This is a genomic window from Taklimakanibacter lacteus (genome assembly GCA_003576695.1).
In the GTDB taxonomy this organism is placed as follows: Bacteria; Pseudomonadota; Alphaproteobacteria; order Rhizobiales; family Aestuariivirgaceae; genus Taklimakanibacter; species Taklimakanibacter lacteus.
Map to the genome: position 1 here is coordinate 244,145 of QOZQ01000008.1, position 19,298 is coordinate 263,442.

Consider the following 19,298-nt stretch of genomic DNA (forward strand, 5'->3'; position numbering starts at 1 on the left):
CCGATCAGCGCGAATAATATTCGACGACCAGATTGGGCTCCATCTGCACCGGATAGGGAACATCCGACAGGCTCGGAACGCGGGTCAGCTTCGCGGTCATCGCCTTGTGGTCGGTCTCGACATAATCCGGCACGTCGCGCTCGGCGAGCTGCGTCGCTTCGAGGAGCACCGGCAGCTCCTTCGACTTCTGGCGCACTTCGATGACATCGCCCATCTTGATGCGCATGCTGGGGATGGTCACCCGGCGGCCATTCACCTTGACATGGCCGTGGCTCACGAACTGGCGGGCAGCGAACATGGTGGAGACGAACTTGGCGCGATAGACGATCGCATCGAGGCGGCGCTCGAGCAGGCCGATCAGGTTCTGCGAGGTGTCGCCGGTCATGCGCGCGGCCTCCGAATAGACGCCGAAGAACTGGCGCTCGGAGATATTGGCGTAGTAGCCCTTCAGCTTCTGCTTGGCCCTGAGCTGCATGCCGAAGTCGGAAAGCTTGCCCTTGCGGCGCTGGCCGTGCTGGCCCGGGCCATATTCACGCTTGTTGATGGGGCTCTTGGGGCGGCCCCAGATATTCTGCCCCATGCGGCGGTCGATCTTGTGCTTGGCTTGCACGCGTTTCGTCATCTCTGGCTCCAAAGTCTCGAAATAATGAGGTGGCGGCCGAAATGACCGCCGGGTTATTGAGCGAGCCCTCCTCTGCCGGTTACCCGGCCGACAGGACCTTCGTTCCGCGTGGAAACAAGAGATCCGCAGGCAAGCAAAATACGGGGCCAAATGCGGCCCCGCATGGGCGAGCGTGTAATGCAAGGCGGAAGGCTTGTCAAATGGCCGACGAAGACCGGAATTACTCCGCTTTCACAAGCACATAGCTGCCGGGCGCATCCTCGATCGCCTTGCGCTTGCCCTCGCCCGGAACCCGCGCTTTGACCTTTTTGCCGGATTTGGGCGTGATCCATTCGAGCCAGTCTGGCCACCACGAGCCCGGATGCTCGGTGGCGCCCTTGAGCCACTCCTCGATCGTCGCCGCGGGCTGGTCATTCGTCCAGTACTGGTATTTCTGCGCCTCGGGTGGATTGACCACGCCCGCTATGTGGCCCGAGCCCGATACCACGAGACGGGTCTCGCCGCCGAAATTCTGACCCAACCGGAACACCGAGGGCAAGGGCGCGATATGATCCTCGCGCGCCGCGAGATTATAGATCGGATACTTCGCCTTCTTCAGATCGATGCGCACGCCATCGAGCGTCATCTGCGCCTTGGCCAGCCGGTTGTTGAGATAGCATTCGCGCAAATACTGGCTGTGCACGCCCGCCGGCATGCGGGTCGAATCGCTGTTCCAGTACAGGAGGTCGAAGGGCATCGGATCCTTGCCCAGCATGTAGTTGTTGACGACATAGGACCAGATCAGGTCATTCGACCGAAGCAGGTTGAACGCATCGGCGAGATGGCGGCCGGCAAGATAGCCCTTGTCCTTCATCCGCCCTTCCGCCCATTCGATCTGCTCCTTGTCGACAAAGACGCGCAGATCGCCGGCCTTCTCGAAATCGACCTGCGTGGTGAAGAAGGTGACGGCGTTGATCCGCTCATCGCCCTTGGCCGCGAGATAGCCGAGTGCCGAGGCGACCAGCGAGCCGCCGACGCAATAGCCAATGACATTCGTCTTGGTGACGCCGGTCGCTTCCTGCACCGCGGTGAGCGCGGCCAGGAAGCCATCGCGCATGTAGTCGGCGAAGGTCTTGTGGCCGTGGCTCGCGTCCGGATTGACCCAGGACACGACGAACACTGTGAGCCCCTGCTCCGTCGCCCAGCGCACGAAGGACTTCTTCGGGTTGAGGTCGAGTATATAGAACTTGTTGATCCAGGGCGGCACGATGAGGAGCGGTATCTCATGTACCTTCTCCGTGGTCGGCGAATACTGGATGAGCTGGAACGTGTCGTTCTGGAAGACGACCTTGCCGGGCGTCGTCGCGATATTCTTGCCGAGCTCGAAGGCCGAGAGATCGGTCTGCTTGATGCGCAGGCGCCCCTGCCCGGCCTTGATGTCGGCTTCGAGATTCTTCAGGCCCTCGATGAGATTGGCGCCGTTGCTGGCGAGCGTTGCCCGCAGCACTTCCGGATTGGTGAAGGCGAAATTGGAGGGCGAGACCGCATTGGCGATCTGGTCGACATAGAAGCGCGCTTTGTGCCTTGTATGGTCGTCAAGCCCCTCGGCATCCTTGACGAGATCGCCCGCCCAGCGCGCCGAGAGCAGATAGAACTGCTTGAGGAAATCGAAGATCGTGTTCTGCTGCCAGTCCTTGTCGGTGAAGCGCTTGTCGCCGCGCTCGGGCGCGGCGACCGGACCGACATCTTCGCCCAGGAACTTCCGCCAGGCCGATTGCCACAGGTCCCCATAGGAGGCCCACAGGCGCATCTGGGCATCCATCAGCTTCTGGGGGTCCGAGGCATAGGACTGCGCGACGGCCGAGAGCGTCTTCACCACCTGCTCGATGGGCGTGACCTGGGCCTCCATCTCGCGCTGCGGATCGGGCGGGTTCTCGGCCATGCTGCGGGCGATCTGGGCCGCCTGCTCGAAGACCTTCGCCATGTTCCGGGCGAATTGCGCCGGGTCGGCGAGGCGGAAATCGGTCTGCTGGGTCTTGCCGTCGTTCATGCACACCTCGGTTGGTCCAATATTGACGTAATTTCCAAATCACGCAATCACAGATCGGTTCTGCATTTTCCTTTGCCTTCGAATAGGTTAAGCGAGCGCCATGGCAGGCACCGACAAGACCCGGAATTCCCCCCATGGCCCCGCCCCGGCGGTCGTCCTGGTCAATCCCCAGCTCGGCGAAAATATAGGTACCGCGGCCCGGGCCATGGCCAATTTCGGCCTGCATGAGCTCCATATTGTCGACCCGCGCGACGGCTGGCCCAATGAGCGGGCCCTCAAGGCGGCCTCGGGGGCCGACTGGATCATCGAAGCGGCGGTGATCCATGCCACGCTGGAAGAGGCTCTCAAGGGCTTCACCCGCGTTTATGCGACGACGGCACGGCCTCGCGGCATGGTCAAGGAGGTGATCACCCCGGAACAGGCGGGCAGCGACATGCGGGCAAGGATCGGCCGCGGCGAAAAACTGGCCTTGCTGTTCGGCCGTGAGCGCTGGGGCCTCAATAATGACGAAGTTTCCCTGGCCGATATCGTCATCACCGCCCCGGTCAACCCGGCCTTCGCGTCGCTCAACATCGCCCAGGCCGTGCTGCTCGTCGGCTATGAATGGTATAAGCATGAGGCGACGACTTTGGGCCAATCCACGCCGGAGCTTCCGGCCCTCGCCGGACCCGGTCTGCAGACCCCCGACACGCGGCCCGCGACCAAGGACGAGCTTTATGGATTCTTTCATCATATTGAGAGTGAATTGGACGCGGCAGGCTTCTTCAAGACCGCCGACAAGAAACCGGGAATGATCCGCAACATGCGCAATCTCTTTGCCCGCGCCGAGCTCACCGAGCAGGAAGTGCGCTCGCTGCGCGGTATCGTCGCCTCCCTCAGTCGCGCCCATCTGAAACGGAAAGGCACGACGGGCGAATGACAAAGCCCCGCATACTTCTCTTCGACAGCGGCATGGGCGGCCTCACCGTGGCGCGCGCCGTGCGCGCCGCCGAGCCCGAGGCCACGCTGATCTATGCCGCCGACAATGCCGCCTTTCCCTATGGCGCCTGGGACGAACCGCTGCTGGTCAAGCGCATCGTCGCTGTGGTGGGCAAGCTCGTTGCCGAAACCACCCCCGACCTCGTCGTCATCGCCTGCAACACCGCGAGCACGCTGGCGCTTGCGGCCCTGCGCGAACGCTATGCCGTCCCCTTTGTCGGCACCGTGCCCGCCATCAAGCCCGCGGCCGAGCAGACGAAATCAGGTCTCATCGGTGTCCTCGCGACGCCCGGAACGGTCAATCGCGAATATACCAGGACGCTGATCCACACCTATGCCTATCACTGCAAGGTGTTCCTGCATGGCGCCAAGCGGCTGGCCGAGATCGCCGAAGGCAAGCTGAAAGGCCAGGCTGTCGACATGGACGAGCTCAAGAGCGAGATCATGCCGGTCTTCCGCAAGCGCGACGACAAGACGACGGACGTCGTCGTCCTCGGCTGCACGCATTATCCGCTGCTGCTCGACGAAATCCGCCAAGCTGCTCCGTGGCCCGTCACTTATATCGATCCCGCCCCCGCCATCGCGCGCCGCGTCAGCGATCTCCTGCGTAGCGCCAAGGGCACGGGCGCCCGCATGAATGGCGCCCAACACGGCACGGTGTTCCTCACCTCGGCGCGCGGCCGCGGCAATGAAAGCCTCGCCGCCTATGCCGCGATGGGCTTCGGCTCGAACGAAGTGCTCGATCTGCCCGTTTGATCGCTCTTCCCTATTTTCGTCATCCCGGCGAAAGCCGGGACCCACTGAATAAGCGCAAGCGAGCAGCGCTGCGGAGTTTGCACGAATTTAATGGCCCCGACTTTCGGGGTGACGGAATATGGAGAACCGATATTGGAGAGCCTATTCCGCCGCATCCGCGCGGCGGCGATTCTTGATCCAGCGCACTGTGCCGGTGGCCGAGCGCATTACGACCGTGTCGGTGGTGACATGTTCGCGGTCGAAGCGCACGCCGCGCAGCAGCGAGCCGTCGGTGACGCCGGTCGCCGCGAACATCACATCGCCCGAGGCCATGTCGTTGAGCGAGAACTTCCTGTTGAAGTCGGTGATGCCCATCTTGCGGGCGCGCTCCTTCTGCTCGGCGCTCGAGGTCACCAGCCGGCCCTGCATCTGCCCGCCGATGCAGCGCAGTGCCGCCGCCGCCAGCACGCCCTCCGGCGCCCCGCCGATGCCCATATAGATGTCGATGCCTGTCTCTTCCGGATCCGCCGTGTGGATCACGCCCGCCACGTCGCCATCGGTAATGAGCCTCACCGAGGCGCCGGTTTCGCGCACCGCGGCGATGACCTTGTCATGGCGCGGCCGGTCGAGGATGCAGGCGGTGACCTGCGCCGCAGGAACGCCCTTCGCCTTGGCGAGGCGCGCAATGTTCTCCTGCGGCGACAGATCGAGATCGACCGTGCCTTCGGGATAGCCGCCGCCGATCGCGATCTTGTCCATGTAGGTGTCCGGCGCATGCAGGAGGCTGCCGCCTTCCGCCATCGCCACGCAGGCGATCGAATTGGGCATCGCCTTGGCGCACAAGGTCGTGCCTTCCAGCGGATCGAGCGCGATATCGATGCGCCAGCTTTTGCCGCCGCCCACTTTTTCCCCGATATAGAGCATGGGCGCCTCGTCGCGCTCGCCCTCGCCGATCACCACCAGCCCGTCCATCTCGACGATGGCATTGAGCGCCTTGCGCATCGCATCGACCGCCGCCTGGTCCGCCAGCTTCTCATCGCCACGGCCCCGCCAATGCGCCGCGGCGATGGCCGCCGCTTCGGTGACGCGGGCAATCTCGATGGTAAGCATGCGGTTGAGCATTAGTATCCTCCAGGGTGATCAGAGCCGTTCGATACGGATGGTGCGGGGTTTCGAGGCGACATGGCCGTCTCTTTCGATCCGGGCCAGGGCCTGACGCATGGATGAATCAAGTGTCTTATGTGTGACGAGCATGAAGGACGCGATCGCCCCTTCCTTTGCGGGAGCCCTCTGCACGATGCTTTCGATCGAGATCTTCTCGTCCGCCAGGACCCTGGCAATCGCCGCTACGGCACCTGGCCGGTCATAGAGCTCGAGCGCCACGTAATAGCCACCCTCATGCGCGCGCTTGGGCGCATTCCTGTATTTGCGCAATTCACCCGACGGCACGCCGAAAGCGGGGCGCAGATTGCCGCGCGCGATATCGACGATGTCGGAGACCACGGCGGAAGCGGTCGGGTGCGATCCGGCGCCGCGGCCTTCCAGCATCAGGTCGCCGGCGAAATCGCTCTGCACCACGACCGCGTTGAACACGCCGTCGGTATCGGCAACCGGCGACCCCTTGGGCACCAGCGTCGGATGCACGCGCTGCTCGATGCCGTCCGCCGTCGCCACCGCGACGCCGAGCAATTTGATCTTGAAGCCCATCGCATCGGCATTGCGGATATCGGCCAGCGTCACCGCCTCGATGCCCTCGATGTCGATCGCTTCGACATTCACTTCCGCGCCGAAAGCGAGCGAGGTCAGGATGGCGAGCTTGTGGGCCGTATCGAAGCCGCCGATGTCGAAAGTGGGATCGGCCTCGGCATAGCCCAGTTGCTGGGCTTCCTTCAGCACATCGGTGAAGTTCCTGCCCTCATCCGCCATCTTGGTGAGGATATAGTTGCAGGTGCCGTTGAGGATGCCGAAGACCTTGGCCGCCTGGTTGCCGGCCAGCGCCTCGCGCATCGTCTTGACGATGGGGATGCCGCCTGCGACCGAGGCTTCGAAATTGAGCGCGATGCTCTTCTCGTCCGCGAGCCTGGCAAGCTCGGCGCCATGATGGGCAAGCAGCGCCTTGTTGGCCGTCACCACCGGCTTGCCGGCTTTGAGCGCCGCCGCGACGGCGGACTTCGCGGGATCGCCTTCGCCGCCCATCAATTCGACGAACACGTCGATCTGATCAGAGACGGCGAGCGCCTTGGGATCGTCGAACCAGGTGAAAGGCCCGAGGTCGTGGCTGCCGCGCGCTTTGCCTTTGCTGCGCGCCGATACCGCCGTGATCTCGATCGGCCGGCCGGCCCGGCGGGCGATGACCGCTCTGTGCCTGGCCAACAGATCGAGGAGCCCGGTGCCGACCGTTCCCAGTCCTGCCACACCCAATTTCAGTGATTTCGCCATGGTGCCCAATGATGCAAGTTTTGATGCGGTCGCCCTTATGGCGGGAACGGCGCCCGATGGCAAGAAAGCGTGATATTGTCGTACTTTCTGGCCAAAGCATCGGACCGAAAAGTGTGAAGCGGTTTTCGGACAATCCGATGCGCGAATCAAAGAGATAGAGCGCCGCGGCGATCGACTGGAATGCCCGGCGCTCTAAAGACCCAGGAACAGCCTTATCACCCAGGCTACCGACCCAACGGCAGCTATGCCGAGAGCCCACAGGAGCACGAACCAGGCGAGCTTCTGGCGCAAAGGCCGCTCGGTCTCGTCCGCCTTCAATGATAGCCCTCCGTTCCGACCTTGCCGCGGAACACCCAATAGGCATAGCCCGTATAGGCCAGGATGATCGGCACCAGCACCACGGCACCAACCAGCAGGAATCCCAGGCTCTCATCGGGCGCGGCCGCATCGCTGATGGTGAGCGTCGGCGGCACGATATAGGGATAGAAGCTGATTCCGATGCCGATGAAGGACAGGATGAAGAGTGCCAGCGAAGCGAGGAACGGCGTGCGTTCCTGCCGCCGCACCAGGCCGTTGAGCAGGAGATAGGCGGCAGCCGCCACCAGCAGCGGCACCGGGATCGTGTAGAGCATGCGCGGCCAGGTGAACCAGCGCTCCATATAAAGAGGCTCGAGGAACGGCGTCCACAGGCTCACCAGCCCGATGAGGATGAGCGTCGCCGGCCCGAGGATGCGCGCGAAGCGATAGGATCTGTCCTGCAGTTGCCCTTCGGTCTTGAGGATGAGCCAGGTCGCGCCCAGCAGCGCATAGCCGACCACCAGCGCCAGGCCGGTGAACAGGCTGAACAGGGTAAGCCAGTTCCACCAGCCGCCGGCATAGGCGCGGTCCGCCACCGGAATGCCCTGCACGATGGTGCCGAGCGCTATGCCTTGCGTGAAGGTCGCGGCGAGCGAGCCCAGGGCGAAGGACCAGTCCCACAGGAACTTGCCGCGCGTCGTGCGCCAGCGGAATTCGAAGGCGACGCCGCGGAAGACGAGCGCCAGCAGCATGATGATGATCGGCGCATAAAGCGCCGGCATGATGATCGCATAAGCCAGCGGGAAGACCGCGAACAGCCCGCCGCCGCCCAGCACCAGCCAGGTCTCGTTACCGTCCCAGACCGGCGCCACCGAATTCATCATCCGGTCGCGCTCGGCTTCCGACTTGTAGAAGGGGAACAGGATGCCGATGCCGAGATCGAACCCATCCATGACGACATAGGCCAGCACCGCGAAAGCGATGATCCCGGCCCAGATGAAAGCGAGATCGAAGATCATGGCCGCGTCTCCGGATGGGACTGCAGTTCGCCGACCGATTCGAGCGCCGGCGCCGGCACGATGCCGGCCGAGCGCAGATGCGCATCGCTCGGATTGTCGGGCTCGTCGCGATGCGGCGTTTTGGCCATCAGGCGCAGGAGATAGAACGTCCCTGCCCCGAACACCGCGAAATAGACGATGATGAAAGCAAGAAGCGAAGCCGCGACGGCCTCTGCGGCAACAGGCGCCGCCGACTCGGAGGTGCGCAAGAGACCATAGACCGTATAGGGCTGCCGGCCCGCTTCGGTCGTCACCCAGCCGGCCAGCACGGCGACGAAGCCCATCGGCCCCATCAGGAGCGCCGCGATGTGGAGCAGCCGCATGTCATAGAGGCGTCGCCTGAGCCGGCCCCACAGAGACCACAGGCCGAGACCCAGCATGAGAAAGCCCAGGCCCACCATGATGCGGAAGGACCAGAAGACGATCAGCGCATTGGGCCGGTCCTCCCTGGGCCATTCCTTGAGGCCGTTCACCACCCCGTTCCAGTCATGCGTGAGGATGAGGCTGCCGAGCTGCGGTATCGCGATCTCGTAAAGCGTCTCCTCCGCTTCCATATCGGGCCAGCCGAACAGGATGAGGGGAGCGCCGGCGCGGGTCTCGAAATGGCCTTCCATGGCGGCGATCTTGGCCGGCTGATGCTCGATCGTGTTGAGTCCATGCATGTCGCCGGCGAGGATCTGCACCGGCGCCACCAGCGCCAGCATCCACATCGCCATCGAGAACATCACGCGCGCCGGCTCGTTCATCTTGTCGCGCAGCAGGTGCCAGGCGCCGACAGCGCCGACGACAAGTGCGGTGGTGAGATAGGCGGCGATCACCATATGGACGAGGCGATAGGGAAAGGACGGGTTGAAGATGATCGCCCACCAGTCGACCGGCGTGAACTGTCCGGCCGCATTGATCGCATGGCCGTCCGGCGTCTGCATCCAGCTGTTGGCCGACAATATCCAGAAGGCCGAGATGAACGTGCCGATGGCGACCATCAGTGTGGCGATGAAATGCAGGCCGCGCCCCACCTTGTTGAGGCCGAACAGCATGACACCGAGAAAGCCCGCTTCGAGGAAGAAGGCGGTCAGCACCTCATAGCCCATGAGGGGGCCGATGACGGGGCCGGCCTTGTCGGCGAATACGCTCCAGTTCGTGCCGAACTGGTAGCTCATCACCAGCCCCGAGACGACGCCCATGGCGAAGGTGACGGCGAAGATCTTCTTCCAATAGTTGAACAGCGACAGGAAGCTCGCGCGCCCGGTCGCGAGCCACAGGGCCTCGAGCACCGCCAGATAGCTGGCGAGCCCGATGGTGAAAGCGGGAAAGATGATGTGGAAGCTGACCGTAAAGGCGAACTGCCAGCGCGCCAGCAAGACCGGGTCGAAACCATCCATTGCGCAAGCTTTCAGATAAAAATCTATCTCGAAGAACCTGCGGCAATTGCCGCGTCGTTACAACACCATAACTGTCGCGCGTGGCTTTGTCACTGTGGCGTTCTGTGAGCTTGTCCTGTTCCGGAAGCTACCTTGCCCCATCCAGATGGCGTATCTTGCGCAGCTGCGGAAACCACATCGCCCACAGGATCGCCACCGCGATCGTGCCGACGCCGCCGAAGACGACCGCCGGCACCGCCCCGAACAGGGCCGCCGAGACGCCGGCGCGGAATTCGCCGAGCTCGTTCGATGCGCCGACGAACACCATGTTCACGGCATTGACGCGGCCGCGCACATCATCGGGCGTGCGCAGCTGTATGAGCGTCTGGCGCACATAGACGCTGACCATGTCGCAAGCGCCAGCCGCCGCCAGAGCGATGACCGACAGCCAGATCAGGCTCGACGCGCCGAACAGGCTCGTGAAGGCTCCAAAGCCGATGACGAAGAGAAACATCAGCACACCGGCATGATCACGAATTGTGTGGCGCGTCAGCCAGGCCGCGACAAGGAGCGCCCCTACGCCGGGCGCCGCCCGCAGCAGCCCGAGCCCCCAGGGACCGGCATGGAGAATGTCGCGCGCATAGACCGGAAGCAAAGCCATGGCGCCGCCCAGGAAGACGGCGAAAAGATCGAGCGAGATGGCGCCGAGCACCACCTTCTCCGACCAGACATAGCGAAAGCCGGCAAACAGCGTTTCAAGGCTCTTCGCCTGTCCGGACGTGCGCTGCACCGGCCTGGGAATCGCGCTGACCAGCACCATGCCGACGGCCATGAGCAGAAGAGCCGTTCCGTACGCCGCATATTCCGAGACACCGTAGAGCAGACCGCCCGCCACCGGCCCCGTGATCGTCGCAATCTGCCAGGACGAGGAGTTCCACGCGATCGCCCTGCTCAATTCCGCCGGCGGCACGAGATTAGGCAGGAGCGACTGGGTGGCCGGGCCCATGAAGGCCCGTGAGATTCCGAATATCACCAGCATGGCGAAAATGAAGCCGACCTCGCGCGCCCCGCTCCAGACGAAGGCCAGCAACCCGGCGCAGACAATCGCTTCGAGGCTGAGGCAAATCGCCATGATGGCGCGCCTGTTGTAGCGGTCGGCGGCAGCGCCGGTAACCAGCACCAGAAGCAACGAGGGGAGAAACTGGACGAGGCCGACAATGCCGAGATCGAAGGGATCACGGGTGAGATCATAGACCTGCCACCCCACCGCGACAGAGATGATCTGCGTCGCGAAGTTCACCAAGATCCGGGCGATCCAGTAGAACAGGAAGCCGCGGTGGCGAAAGACGGAAGGCTCGGCTGTGGCGGGAGAATCCGGATCGGATGAATCGGAAAGGGACATTGCGTCCACGATATGCGCGCTGGATCGCGCCCTGTCAAAAAAGCCCCTGAGATTGGGACCTTGCGTCAACTATCCGGTTTCACTAGGGTCCACGCTGATTTGTATTGCCTGGTTTTTTCATGCGCCTGACGATGAAGGTCGCCCTTCTCCTCGCCGCCCTGCTGGCCGGCACGGCCGTGCGTGCGCAGACGCCCGAAATCCCCGAGCCCCCGCCCGAAGCCGCGGTGCCGAAACTCGCCTGCCCTGCCGCCATCGAGGCCTATGAGCAGGCCGTCGGCGGGCCTCGGAAGGCTCTGCCGCCGGTTCCCCGCAAACCCGCAATATCGTCGCTTGAGGCCTCGCAAGCCAGTGCCCGCAAGGAAACGGCCATCGACGCAAGCCGGAAGCTCCTCGCCGACGCGGTCCGCAAATATGGCGACAAGAGCAATCGCGCCGCCGCTGCCCACCGTGTGCTGGCGCGCGATTATCGTGACGCCGCCCAATATGACAACGCGGTTGCAGCGCTGAAATCCGCCCTCTCCATCTACGCGGCCGCCGGGGCCCGCCGGCGCACCGCGCTCGGCGATACGCAGATGGAGCTGGCCCAGGTCTTCACCAACAAGGGCGACCGTCTGGGCGCGCGCGCCATGTATGATGCGGCGCGGGGCAGTTACGAGGCGGCTCTTGGCGCTGGTCATCCCAAGGTGGCGCTCGCCCTTCACAATATCGGCAAGATCGACCTGAACATGACGCAGTTCGAGCCGGCGCTGGCGGCCTTCCGCGCCGCGCGCGCCGTCTATGAGGCCAACCTGCCGGCCGAGACCAGCCATCTCACCGAGCTTCTGATCGACACGGCGAGCCTGCATGCGCGCATCGGCAATCGCGAGACGGCGCTGGCTCTGGCCAGGGAGGCGGCGGATCTCAGCCGCGCGCGGCTTGGCCCTGCGCATCGCACCACCGCCCTTGCTCTGCATTTCGCCGGCACCGTCGGCCGCAGCATGGGCAAGACTTCGGGCGCCCTGGAGAATCTGGGCGCCGCCCTCAAAATCTACCTCGCCAACGGGACGCGCGCGCAGCGCCGCGTTCCCGAGGTTCTCGATGATGTGAGCGTCACCTTCGTGCGCGCCGGCTGTCTCGATGAGGCGACGAAGATCCAGAATCTCGCCATCGAGCATTATGCGGTGCTCTACGGGCCCAATCACGATCGCGTCGCCTCGGCCTATCACCGCCTGGGCGGCCTCTATCGCGAGAACCGCAAATATACCGAAGCACGTGCGCCATTGTTCAAGGCCGCCGGAATATATGAAAGCGTCTTCGGCCCCAATCACCGGCGCATCGCCGATGTCTATTCCGATCTCGCGGGCTCGAGCGCCCGCATCGGCCTCAATGGCGAGGCGCTGAAATACGGCTTCCGCGCCTTGCGCATCCGCACCATCAACAAGCAGGCCGACCCCGAGGATCTGCGCCAGAGCTACTGGTCGCTCTCGCTCGTCCTCAAGCAGCAGGGCAACGCGCCGGCGGCCATCGCCTTCGCCAAGCTGGCGGTGAACATCAATCAGGAAATCCGCTCGCAGAATCGCAACCTGCCCGAGGACATGGCGCGGGCGCTGGCCGGGCGCTACCGCGAGCTCTATGAGTACCTCGCCAATATGCTGATCACCGCGGGGCGCCTGCAGGAAGCCCAGCAGGTGCTCGATCTCATCAAGCAGCAGGAGCTTTTCGATTTCGTGCGGCGCGACAGCCGGGAGGCGGCGAGCGTTGACGGGCGCGCCGCCTTGACGCCCACCGAATCCGATCTTTCCAGCCGCATCATGGACCTCGTCGAGGCGCCGATCCGCGCGGCCGGCGAGATCGAAGCCCTCAAGAAGAAACAGGCGGAAACGGGCCTCAGCAAGGAGGAAGAGCATCTCGTCCTCACCTTGGAGCAATCGCTCGCCGATCAGTTCCGCAGGCAGCAGACCGAGATCGACGATCTCCTGGCCGAGGCCGAGAACGCCGACCGCACGATCGAGCGTGAGGTCAACCGGCTCGATCTCGATATGGTCGATGCCACGCAGGAGCGGCTCAAGGCCATGAACGGCCGCGCGGTCGAATTGCAGATCGCCAGCCTCGACACCGATCTCCACATCTTCCTGACCACCGGCCGCACCGGCATCCACAAATCGGTGCCGGTCGGGCGCAAGGAGATGGCGCTCCTGGTGTTCCGCGCCTGGAGCGCCACCGCGACACGCGATCCCGACGCGCGTCTTCATCTCAAGCGCCTCTATGACATACTGGTCAAGCCGGTCGAACCCGAGCTCAAGGCGTCCGGGGCCGACGTGCTGATGTTCAATCTGAGCGGCGTGCTGCGCTATGTGCCGCTGGCCGCACTCTATGGCGGCGAGCGCTATCTCGTCGAAGACTACGCCTTGGCGCTGTCCACCACGGCCGCCAATACCCGCTATGAGCGCCTGCCGCGCACGCGTGAGAAGGCGGCGGGCTTTGGCGTGACCAAGCCGCATGAGGGCTTCTCGGCGCTTCCCGGCGTGGCCGATGAGCTCGAAGCGATCTTCGATGGCAATGACAAGAAGGGCTATCTCGGCGGCAAGGCCCGCGCGGATGAGGGCTTCAACAGCGCCACGCTCGGTGACGCTCTCAAGTCGAAGCCGCTTTATCTCCATGTCGCCAGTCATTTTCGCCTGGTTCCGGGCGATGCCGGCAATTCGGCCCTGCTGCTCGGCGACGGCCGCACCTTGTCGCTCGATGAGTTCCGCAAGGACGAGCGCTTCCGCCTGACCGATCTCGATCTCCTGACGCTGTCGGCCTGCGAGACCGCGGGTGGCGTCGACCAGACCGGTGCCGAGATCGAAAGCTTCGCCTCGGTCGTCCAGAAGCGCGGCGCCTCCTCCGTCCTCGCCACCTTGTGGCCGATCGCCGACACATCGACATCGGCCCTGATGTCGGATTTCTACAAGGGCCTCCTCGCCGCGGGCCACGACAAGGCGACGGCGCTGCGCAATGCCCAGATCGCCATGCTGCGCGGCGAGACCAGGCCCGCCAGCATGGTCACCGCGTCGCGCTCGGCGAATGAGATCATCGACGTGCCGGCGGCCAATACGCTGATCGCCGAGCCCGGCTTCCAGCATCCCTACTACTGGTCGGCTTTCATTCTGATGGGGAACTGGTTGTAATTGACGACCTCACACTGAAGTGCACACTTACCCCAACTCGTCATGGCCGCCCTTGAGGCGGCCATCCAGTCTCTCAACGCACCAGCTGTATGACATCGAGGCTGGATGGCCGGGTCGAAGTCCGGCCATGACGAATGGAGGGACTGCGCTCGCATCTCGAGTGGAGTTATGTTAAGATCGGCCCCATATATCTGTCCACCACCCGTTGCAGTACCGGAACATAGTGCCGGAAAGGCGGCGTCGCCATATCCGGATCCTTGCCGCCCTCGTCCCACAGCCTGACGCGCACCGCTTCCCTGTAGAACGGGTTGCGCCGGAACTCGGCAACTTCCTTCCTGTTCATGGGGCCGCCCTGCAGTTCCAGCGTATGGCGCGAGGCCTGGCTGAGCTTGCCGTAATAGGTCGCATCCGTGGCGCAGAGATAGCGCTTGGCCGCCACATGCAGGCGCACGCATTCGGTGATGACCGGCGGGAAGAAATGCTCGAGCACCCTGGCCCCTGCCTCGTCATGATGATTGTCCTCGGTGTCGTCCGGCGAATAAGGCCCGAACTCGCTGGTAAAATGGCCGATGTCATGCAGGAGCGCCGCCGCGATCAGCTCATCGCTCGCCCCCTCCTGCTCGGCAAGGACGGCGCCTTGCAGCATATGCTGCGACATGGTGACAGGCTCGCCCAGATAGGACTCCGCCCCGCGCCGCTCGAAGATATCGGCGATGAAGGCGACGATGGTCGACCGGTCGAGTTGGGGCTCGCTCATCACGCCGCCTCCTTGCCTTCATGCTCGATCGCGGCAAGCGTCGACAGGAGACCATCCTTGTCGGCATAGCAGCCCTGGAGCCAGCGCGAGCCTGAGCTCGAAAACGCCTTGCGCGCATGCAGCACGCGGGTGTTGTCGACGATGAAGAGCTCGCCCGGCTTCAGCTTGAAGGTGATCTCCAGCGCCGGATCCTCGATGATCCCGGCAAAGCGGCGATAGGCGGCATAGTAGGCTTCCATGTCGTCGTACGGGATATCGATAAAGGCCGCGGCCGAGCGGTTATTGAAGCGGATGGCGATCAATTCGCCATCCGGCCCGAGCTCGATCATCGGCCGCTTCGATTGCAGCCTGACGCCGGCCGAGCCTGCATATTCGAACCGGGCGCAGTGCCGCGCCAGGAGCGAAAAGCCTTTGGGGTCTTCCTCGCGAAGCCGCTCAGCGGCGCGAAAGCCGTCCACGACCACCGATTCACCGCCTTCGACGGTATTTTCGAGGCAGGCGAGCAGCTGCAGCGTCGGCACCGGATCGCGATAGGGATTGTCGGTATGGGCCTGGAGCCCCAGATTCGTATAAGCGAGATTGTTGGGATTGACCTCGGCGCGCACCTCGAACCATTTGCCGTAATTCGTCTCGCGCACGAAGCCGAACATGCGGGCGACCTCGATGAGGGCGCCGCTGGTCGTCGGCATATCCGTCATGACGCCGAAGCCATAGCGCCTGATGCCGGCGAGCCATTGCCCGAATGCCGCGCGATCGGTCCTGGCGCGCTCATGCGCGATCACCGGCGTCTTCGCCGCGAGCGTGCCGTCCCAGGTCGCGATCTGAGGTGCGACCCAGCCGTGGCGCCCGTCGCTCTTGCGATCATAGATATGACGGGCAAGCCAGCTGGCCGGATAGGACACGGATTTGCCCTCGGGCTCGAAGCGGAGGGTGAGATCGCCGCCTGTCGAGATGTCGGCTGCGGAAAGGCGGGTTGCCGCCGGAATGTCGAGCACGGTGATGAGCCGCTGACCGTTGCTGGCGTTGCGTGTCGCGCCATCGAGCGCATTGTCGCGCAGCCAGAGAGCATGGAAGCGCGCCGTCTCGCCCGATCTCCAGGTCAGGCCGACCGCTTTGCCGTCCTCGATGATCTGCGCTTTTTCCAGGGGCATGGGGGTTTCCTCATAAGGGCCTGGTTGAATCCTGGCTCGGCATCTGCCAAAATTCAAACAATGCAATTTCGGCCTTTGGCTTAATTATACTTATGGCAAAACCCGACTTGTTGCCCCATCTGAACTGGCTCAAGGCCTTCGAGGCCGCGGCACGCCGGTCGAGCTTCACCCTTGCCGCCGACGAGCTGGGGCTCACCCAGGCTGCTATAAGCCAGCAGATCCGGGCGCTCGAAAGCCGCCTCGGCACGGCGCTCTTCCATCGCCGCCAGCGCGGCGTCACCTTGACGCCTGAAGGTTCGGCCTATCTTCCCCATATTCAATCGGCTTTCGCGGGCCTCGCCCGCAGCACGCAGGAGTTGTTCGGCCGCCGCCCGGCCCAGACCATAACGCTGCTGTCGCCGATCTCCTTTGCTACCTTGTGGCTCACCCCTCGCCTCAGGAGTATCGAAGGCGAGACGCAAGGCCTCAGCCTCGACATCACCACGATGCACACGCCCGATGACTATGAGGCGAGCGAGACGGTGTTCGATATCCGCTTCGGCCTCGGCGACTGGCCGGGCCGCAGGGCCTATCGGCTGACGACGGAAAGGCTCAGACCCGTCGCGGCTCCCCAGGCGTCACGCCGCAGGACCGACATCTGGCAGCGCCTGCCCCTGCTGGCGGTGCGGGGCGCCCGCGAAATGTGGCCCGACTGGTTCGCCCTGGCCGGATTGCCGCCGCAAGGCCCGGCCCGTTATCGCTTCGACAGTTTCGTCGCCGCCCTTGGCGCCGCGGAAGCCGGGGCCGGCATTCTCCTGGGCTCCCGCCCGCTCATCGATGCGGCGCTCGCAAGGAAGACCCTGTTGGCGCTTTCCGATATCGAGTTGCAGTCGGCCGCCGGGCATTTCATCACCCATGAAGCGGGCCGCCCGCTCACCCCCGCCCAGGCCCTGTTTCTCGCCGCCATCATGCGCACCGCCTCCCTCAGGACGGGCTGAGCTTGTGTGATCTGGAGGGTTTACCCGCCCGGCTCCTGCTTGCTATAGGCACGTCTCTTCAAAACCGCAGCGTGAGGCAGGCTCCATGGCAAAGATAAAGGTCGCAAATCCGGTGGTCGAGCTGGATGGCGATGAGATGACGCGCATCATCTGGGATCTGATCAAGACGAAGCTGATCCACCCCTATCTCGACATCAAGCTCGATTACTACGATCTCTCCGTCGAGAACCGCGACAAGACCAGGGATCAGGTCACCGTCGATGCCGCCCATGCCATCAAGAAGCACGGCGTCGGCGTCAAATGCGCCACCATCACGCCCGATGAGGCGCGCGTGAAGGAATTCAACCTGCAGCAGATGTGGAAGTCGCCCAACGGCACCATCCGCAACATCCTGGGCGGCGTCATCTTCCGCGAGCCGATCATCTGCACCAACGTGCCGCGCCTGGTGCCGGGCTGGACCCAGCCCATCATCGTCGGCCGCCACGCCTTCGGCGACCAGTACCGCGCCACCGATTTCAAGTTCCCCGGCAAGGGCAAGCTCTCGATCAAGTTCGTCGGCGAGGACGGCAAGGTGATCGAGCATGAGGTATACTCATCGCCCGGATCGGGCGTCGCCATGGCGATGTACAATCTCGATGAATCGATCCGGGAATTCGCCCGCGCCTCGCTCAATTACGGGCTCAACCGCAACTACCCGGTCTATCTCTCCACCAAGAACACCATCCTCAAGGTCTATGACGGCCGCTTCAAGGACATCTTCCAGGAAGTGTACGACAAGGAGTTCAAGGCCGAGTTCGAGAAGCGCAAGATCACTTACGAGCACCGCCTGATCGACGACATGGTGGCCTCCGCTCTCAAATGGACCGGCGGCTATGTCTGGGCGTGCAAGAACTATGATGGCGACGTCCAGTCCGACACCGTGGCCCAGGGCTTCGGCTCGCTCGGCCTCATGACCTCGGTGCTGATGACGCCCGACGGCAAGACGGTCGAAGCGGAAGCGGCGCATGGCACGGTGACCCGTCACTATCGCCTGCATCAGCAGGGCAAGCAGACCTCGACCAACTCGACGGCCTCCATTTTCGCCTGGAGCCGGGGCCTCGCGCATCGCGCCAAGCTCGACGGCAATGAGGCGCTCAGGAAATTCGCCGACACGCTGGAAAAGGTGACGGTCGCGACCATCGAGAGCGGCAAGATGACGAAGGATCTCGCGGTGCTGGTCGGCCCCGACCAGGCCTGGCTCTCGACCGAGGGCTTCATCGACGCGGTCGACAAGGAACTGCAGAAGGCGATGGCCTGACGCATATCCCCGAAAAGTCCATGGCCGCCCGACGAGGCGGCCATCCAGACTTCAGAGGAACGAACCTGCTGACAGAAAGCTGCAGACCTTTGGGCTAAGTTATCGCTTCCAGAGGAGACACAACATGGCCGAACCGGTTCTCTCAGGCGGCTGTCAATGCGGCGCGGTGCGTTATCGCATTGAAGGCACCCTGGGACATGCCGGCATCTGCCATTGCCGCATGTGCCAGAAGGCTTTCGGCAACTGGGGCGCGGCCCTGGTTTCGGTTCCCAAGGCGCAATTCACCTGGACGCGCGGCAAGCCGTCTGAATTCCGTTCATCGGCGATCGTCGCCCGCGGCTTCTGCGCGGGGTGCGGCACACCGCTTTACATGAACGAGGATGGCGATCCCAATTACGACATCGCCATCGGCACGCTCGACGATCCGGAACAGGCCGTGCCGACCTCTCAGGTTGGCATCGAGTCGGAGCTCTCCTGGTTCAAGGCTCTGGCGAATTTGCCGTCACACTCGACCGAGGACGATCGTACAGCTGAAGATCTCAGGAAGCTGAAGAGCCTGCAGCATCCTGACCACGATACTGAGATGTGGCCGCCGATCTCCAAATCCTCACCCTGAGGTGGCCGCGACGCGGCCCTCGAAGGGTGGCAAGCGGCATGACCGTGGTCCCTGGATCATGCTTCGAGGCTCGCTACGCTCGCACCTCGGCATGAGGGGTTTCTCTGCTCTTCGCCATCTGGGTGCGCCGTGCGGCGATTTCGGCATGCATGTCCATGATCGCCTGCGAAGCGGTCGTCTCGCATAGCGCCGGCACGAAAGCATGCAGGAACGCCGCGGCTGAGGCCTTGAACAGGCGTCCGCTGAAGGTCAGCGCGAAGACCATGTGCTCGAAGAAGCCCTCGCCGACCCGGTGCGGATGCCTCAGAAAAATGCGCTCGACGATCATGGCTTTTCCTTTCCCGTGAATCCCTCCATATTCTCACGAGATTCGCGAGAAAACGTCCCAAATATGATTGCCATATCAGAGAATATTGGGATATTATCCCAC

17 protein-coding genes are annotated in these 19,298 nt (G+C 63.6%); 6 read left to right on the forward strand and 11 right to left on the reverse strand.

Features of this window, described 5'->3' with window-relative positions:
• Positions 1-4: 4 nt before the first annotated feature.
• Positions 5-622, reverse strand: a complete 618-nt coding sequence (rpsD, locus tag DT068_RS17785; RefSeq protein ID WP_119391210.1) for a 30S ribosomal protein S4 — start codon at positions 620-622, stop codon at positions 5-7.
• 220 nt (positions 623-842) lie between these two features.
• Complete coding sequence (locus tag DT068_RS17790) at positions 843-2,651, reverse strand: PHA/PHB synthase family protein (protein WP_119391211.1); 1,809 nt, start codon at positions 2,649-2,651, stop codon at positions 843-845.
• 100 nt (positions 2,652-2,751) lie between these two features.
• On the opposite strand from DT068_RS17790, the gene DT068_RS17795 reads away from it, so the two are divergent.
• Together DT068_RS17795 and murI are read left to right on the forward strand one after the other, a co-directional pair.
• The gene (locus tag DT068_RS17795) at positions 2,752-3,570 is read left to right on the forward strand and encodes an RNA methyltransferase (RefSeq protein WP_119391212.1); all 819 of its coding nucleotides are present in this window, start codon (positions 2,752-2,754) and stop codon (positions 3,568-3,570) included.
• Positions 3,567-4,385: a glutamate racemase gene (gene murI / locus DT068_RS17800; protein WP_119391213.1), complete on the forward strand. Its 819-nt coding sequence runs from the start codon at positions 3,567-3,569 to the stop codon at positions 4,383-4,385. Before DT068_RS17795 ends, murI begins: the two co-directional genes overlap by 4 nt.
• Before the next feature lie 141 nt (positions 4,386-4,526).
• Here murI and glpX read toward each other — a convergent pair whose 3' ends face one another.
• From glpX to DT068_RS17830, 6 genes are all read right to left on the reverse strand, one after another.
• Positions 4,527-5,486, reverse strand: coding sequence for a class II fructose-bisphosphatase (gene glpX / locus DT068_RS17805; protein ID WP_119391214.1), 960 nt, complete (start codon positions 5,484-5,486; stop codon positions 4,527-4,529).
• 18 nt (positions 5,487-5,504) lie between these two features.
• Positions 5,505-6,803 carry a homoserine dehydrogenase gene (locus tag DT068_RS17810; protein WP_119391215.1) on the reverse strand — a complete coding sequence of 433 codons (1,299 nt, stop codon included), beginning with the start codon at positions 6,801-6,803 and terminating at the stop codon, positions 5,505-5,507.
• 192 nt (positions 6,804-6,995) lie between these two features.
• Complete coding sequence (locus DT068_RS17815; RefSeq protein ID WP_119391216.1) at positions 6,996-7,121, reverse strand: DUF2474 family protein; 126 nt, start codon at positions 7,119-7,121, stop codon at positions 6,996-6,998.
• Entirely contained in the window at positions 7,118-8,119 is a 1,002-nt protein-coding gene (cydB, locus tag DT068_RS17820; RefSeq protein ID WP_119391217.1) for a cytochrome d ubiquinol oxidase subunit II, read from the reverse strand. The genes DT068_RS17815 and cydB overlap by 4 nt, the downstream gene beginning before the upstream one ends.
• Positions 8,116-9,540: a cytochrome ubiquinol oxidase subunit I gene (locus DT068_RS17825; RefSeq protein ID WP_119391218.1), complete on the reverse strand. Its 1,425-nt coding sequence runs from the start codon at positions 9,538-9,540 to the stop codon at positions 8,116-8,118. Before DT068_RS17825 ends, cydB begins: the two co-directional genes overlap by 4 nt.
• A 127-nt stretch (positions 9,541-9,667) precedes the next feature.
• Entirely contained in the window at positions 9,668-10,921 is a 1,254-nt protein-coding gene (locus DT068_RS17830; protein WP_119391219.1) for an MFS transporter, read from the reverse strand.
• Positions 10,922-11,040: 119 nt separating this feature from the next.
• Here DT068_RS17830 and DT068_RS17835 point away from each other — a divergent pair, with 119 nt between their 5' ends.
• A complete protein-coding gene (locus tag DT068_RS17835; RefSeq protein WP_119391220.1) occupies positions 11,041-14,070 on the forward strand; it encodes a CHAT domain-containing protein in 3,030 nt (1,009 codons plus the stop codon).
• Positions 14,071-14,236: 166 nt separating this feature from the next.
• Here DT068_RS17835 and tmpB read toward each other — a convergent pair whose 3' ends face one another.
• The gene (tmpB, locus tag DT068_RS17840) at positions 14,237-14,827 is read right to left on the reverse strand and encodes a (R)-1-hydroxy-2-trimethylaminoethylphosphonate oxygenase (protein ID WP_119391221.1); all 591 of its coding nucleotides are present in this window, start codon (positions 14,825-14,827) and stop codon (positions 14,237-14,239) included.
• A complete protein-coding gene (gene tmpA, locus DT068_RS17845; protein ID WP_119391222.1) occupies positions 14,827-15,978 on the reverse strand; it encodes a 2-trimethylaminoethylphosphonate dioxygenase in 1,152 nt (383 codons plus the stop codon). Before tmpA ends, tmpB begins: the two co-directional genes overlap by 1 nt.
• Before the next feature lie 92 nt (positions 15,979-16,070).
• Here tmpA and DT068_RS17850 point away from each other — a divergent pair, with 92 nt between their 5' ends.
• The 3 genes from DT068_RS17850 to DT068_RS17860 all read left to right on the forward strand — a co-directional run bounded on the left by DT068_RS17850 (position 16,071) and on the right by DT068_RS17860 (position 18,868).
• Entirely contained in the window at positions 16,071-16,955 is an 885-nt protein-coding gene (locus DT068_RS17850; protein ID WP_368904799.1) for a LysR family transcriptional regulator, read from the forward strand.
• 85 nt (positions 16,956-17,040) lie between these two features.
• Positions 17,041-18,252, forward strand: coding sequence for an NADP-dependent isocitrate dehydrogenase (locus DT068_RS17855; protein ID WP_119391223.1), 1,212 nt, complete (start codon positions 17,041-17,043; stop codon positions 18,250-18,252).
• Between the two features lie 124 nt (positions 18,253-18,376).
• On the forward strand, positions 18,377-18,868 hold the full coding sequence (locus DT068_RS17860; protein WP_119391224.1) for a GFA family protein: 492 nt from the start codon (positions 18,377-18,379) through the stop codon (positions 18,866-18,868).
• A 73-nt stretch (positions 18,869-18,941) separates the two neighbouring features.
• Here DT068_RS17860 and DT068_RS17865 read toward each other — a convergent pair whose 3' ends face one another.
• Positions 18,942-19,196: a DUF6356 family protein gene (locus DT068_RS17865; protein WP_119391225.1), complete on the reverse strand. Its 255-nt coding sequence runs from the start codon at positions 19,194-19,196 to the stop codon at positions 18,942-18,944.
• Between the last annotated feature and the right edge of the window lie 102 nt (positions 19,197-19,298).

What these genes read in the sequence shown, in the direction of transcription:
- rpsD (WP_119391210.1), bottom strand. Translation starts at nt 622, where the DNA reads ATGACGAAACGCGTGCAAGCCAAGCACAAGATCGACCGCCGCATGGGG.
- DT068_RS17790 (WP_119391211.1), bottom strand. Translation starts at nt 2,651, where the DNA reads ATGAACGACGGCAAGACCCAGCAGACCGATTTCCGCCTCGCCGACCCG.
- DT068_RS17795 (WP_119391212.1), top strand. Translation starts at nt 2,752, where the DNA reads ATGGCAGGCACCGACAAGACCCGGAATTCCCCCCATGGCCCCGCCCCG.
- murI (WP_119391213.1), top strand. Translation starts at nt 3,567, where the DNA reads ATGACAAAGCCCCGCATACTTCTCTTCGACAGCGGCATGGGCGGCCTC.
- glpX (WP_119391214.1), bottom strand. Translation starts at nt 5,486, where the DNA reads ATGCTCAACCGCATGCTTACCATCGAGATTGCCCGCGTCACCGAAGCG.
- DT068_RS17810 (WP_119391215.1), bottom strand. Translation starts at nt 6,803, where the DNA reads ATGGCGAAATCACTGAAATTGGGTGTGGCAGGACTGGGAACGGTCGGC.
- cydB (WP_119391217.1), bottom strand. Translation starts at nt 8,119, where the DNA reads ATGATCTTCGATCTCGCTTTCATCTGGGCCGGGATCATCGCTTTCGCG.
- DT068_RS17825 (WP_119391218.1), bottom strand. Translation starts at nt 9,540, where the DNA reads ATGGATGGTTTCGACCCGGTCTTGCTGGCGCGCTGGCAGTTCGCCTTT.
- DT068_RS17830 (WP_119391219.1), bottom strand. Translation starts at nt 10,921, where the DNA reads ATGTCCCTTTCCGATTCATCCGATCCGGATTCTCCCGCCACAGCCGAG.
- DT068_RS17835 (WP_119391220.1), top strand. Translation starts at nt 11,041, where the DNA reads ATGCGCCTGACGATGAAGGTCGCCCTTCTCCTCGCCGCCCTGCTGGCC.
- tmpB (WP_119391221.1), bottom strand. Translation starts at nt 14,827, where the DNA reads ATGAGCGAGCCCCAACTCGACCGGTCGACCATCGTCGCCTTCATCGCC.
- tmpA (WP_119391222.1), bottom strand. Translation starts at nt 15,978, where the DNA reads ATGCCCCTGGAAAAAGCGCAGATCATCGAGGACGGCAAAGCGGTCGGC.
- DT068_RS17850 (WP_368904799.1), top strand. Translation starts at nt 16,071, where the DNA reads ATGGCAAAACCCGACTTGTTGCCCCATCTGAACTGGCTCAAGGCCTTC.
- DT068_RS17855 (WP_119391223.1), top strand. Translation starts at nt 17,041, where the DNA reads ATGGCAAAGATAAAGGTCGCAAATCCGGTGGTCGAGCTGGATGGCGAT.
- DT068_RS17860 (WP_119391224.1), top strand. Translation starts at nt 18,377, where the DNA reads ATGGCCGAACCGGTTCTCTCAGGCGGCTGTCAATGCGGCGCGGTGCGT.
- DT068_RS17865 (WP_119391225.1), bottom strand. Translation starts at nt 19,196, where the DNA reads ATGATCGTCGAGCGCATTTTTCTGAGGCATCCGCACCGGGTCGGCGAG.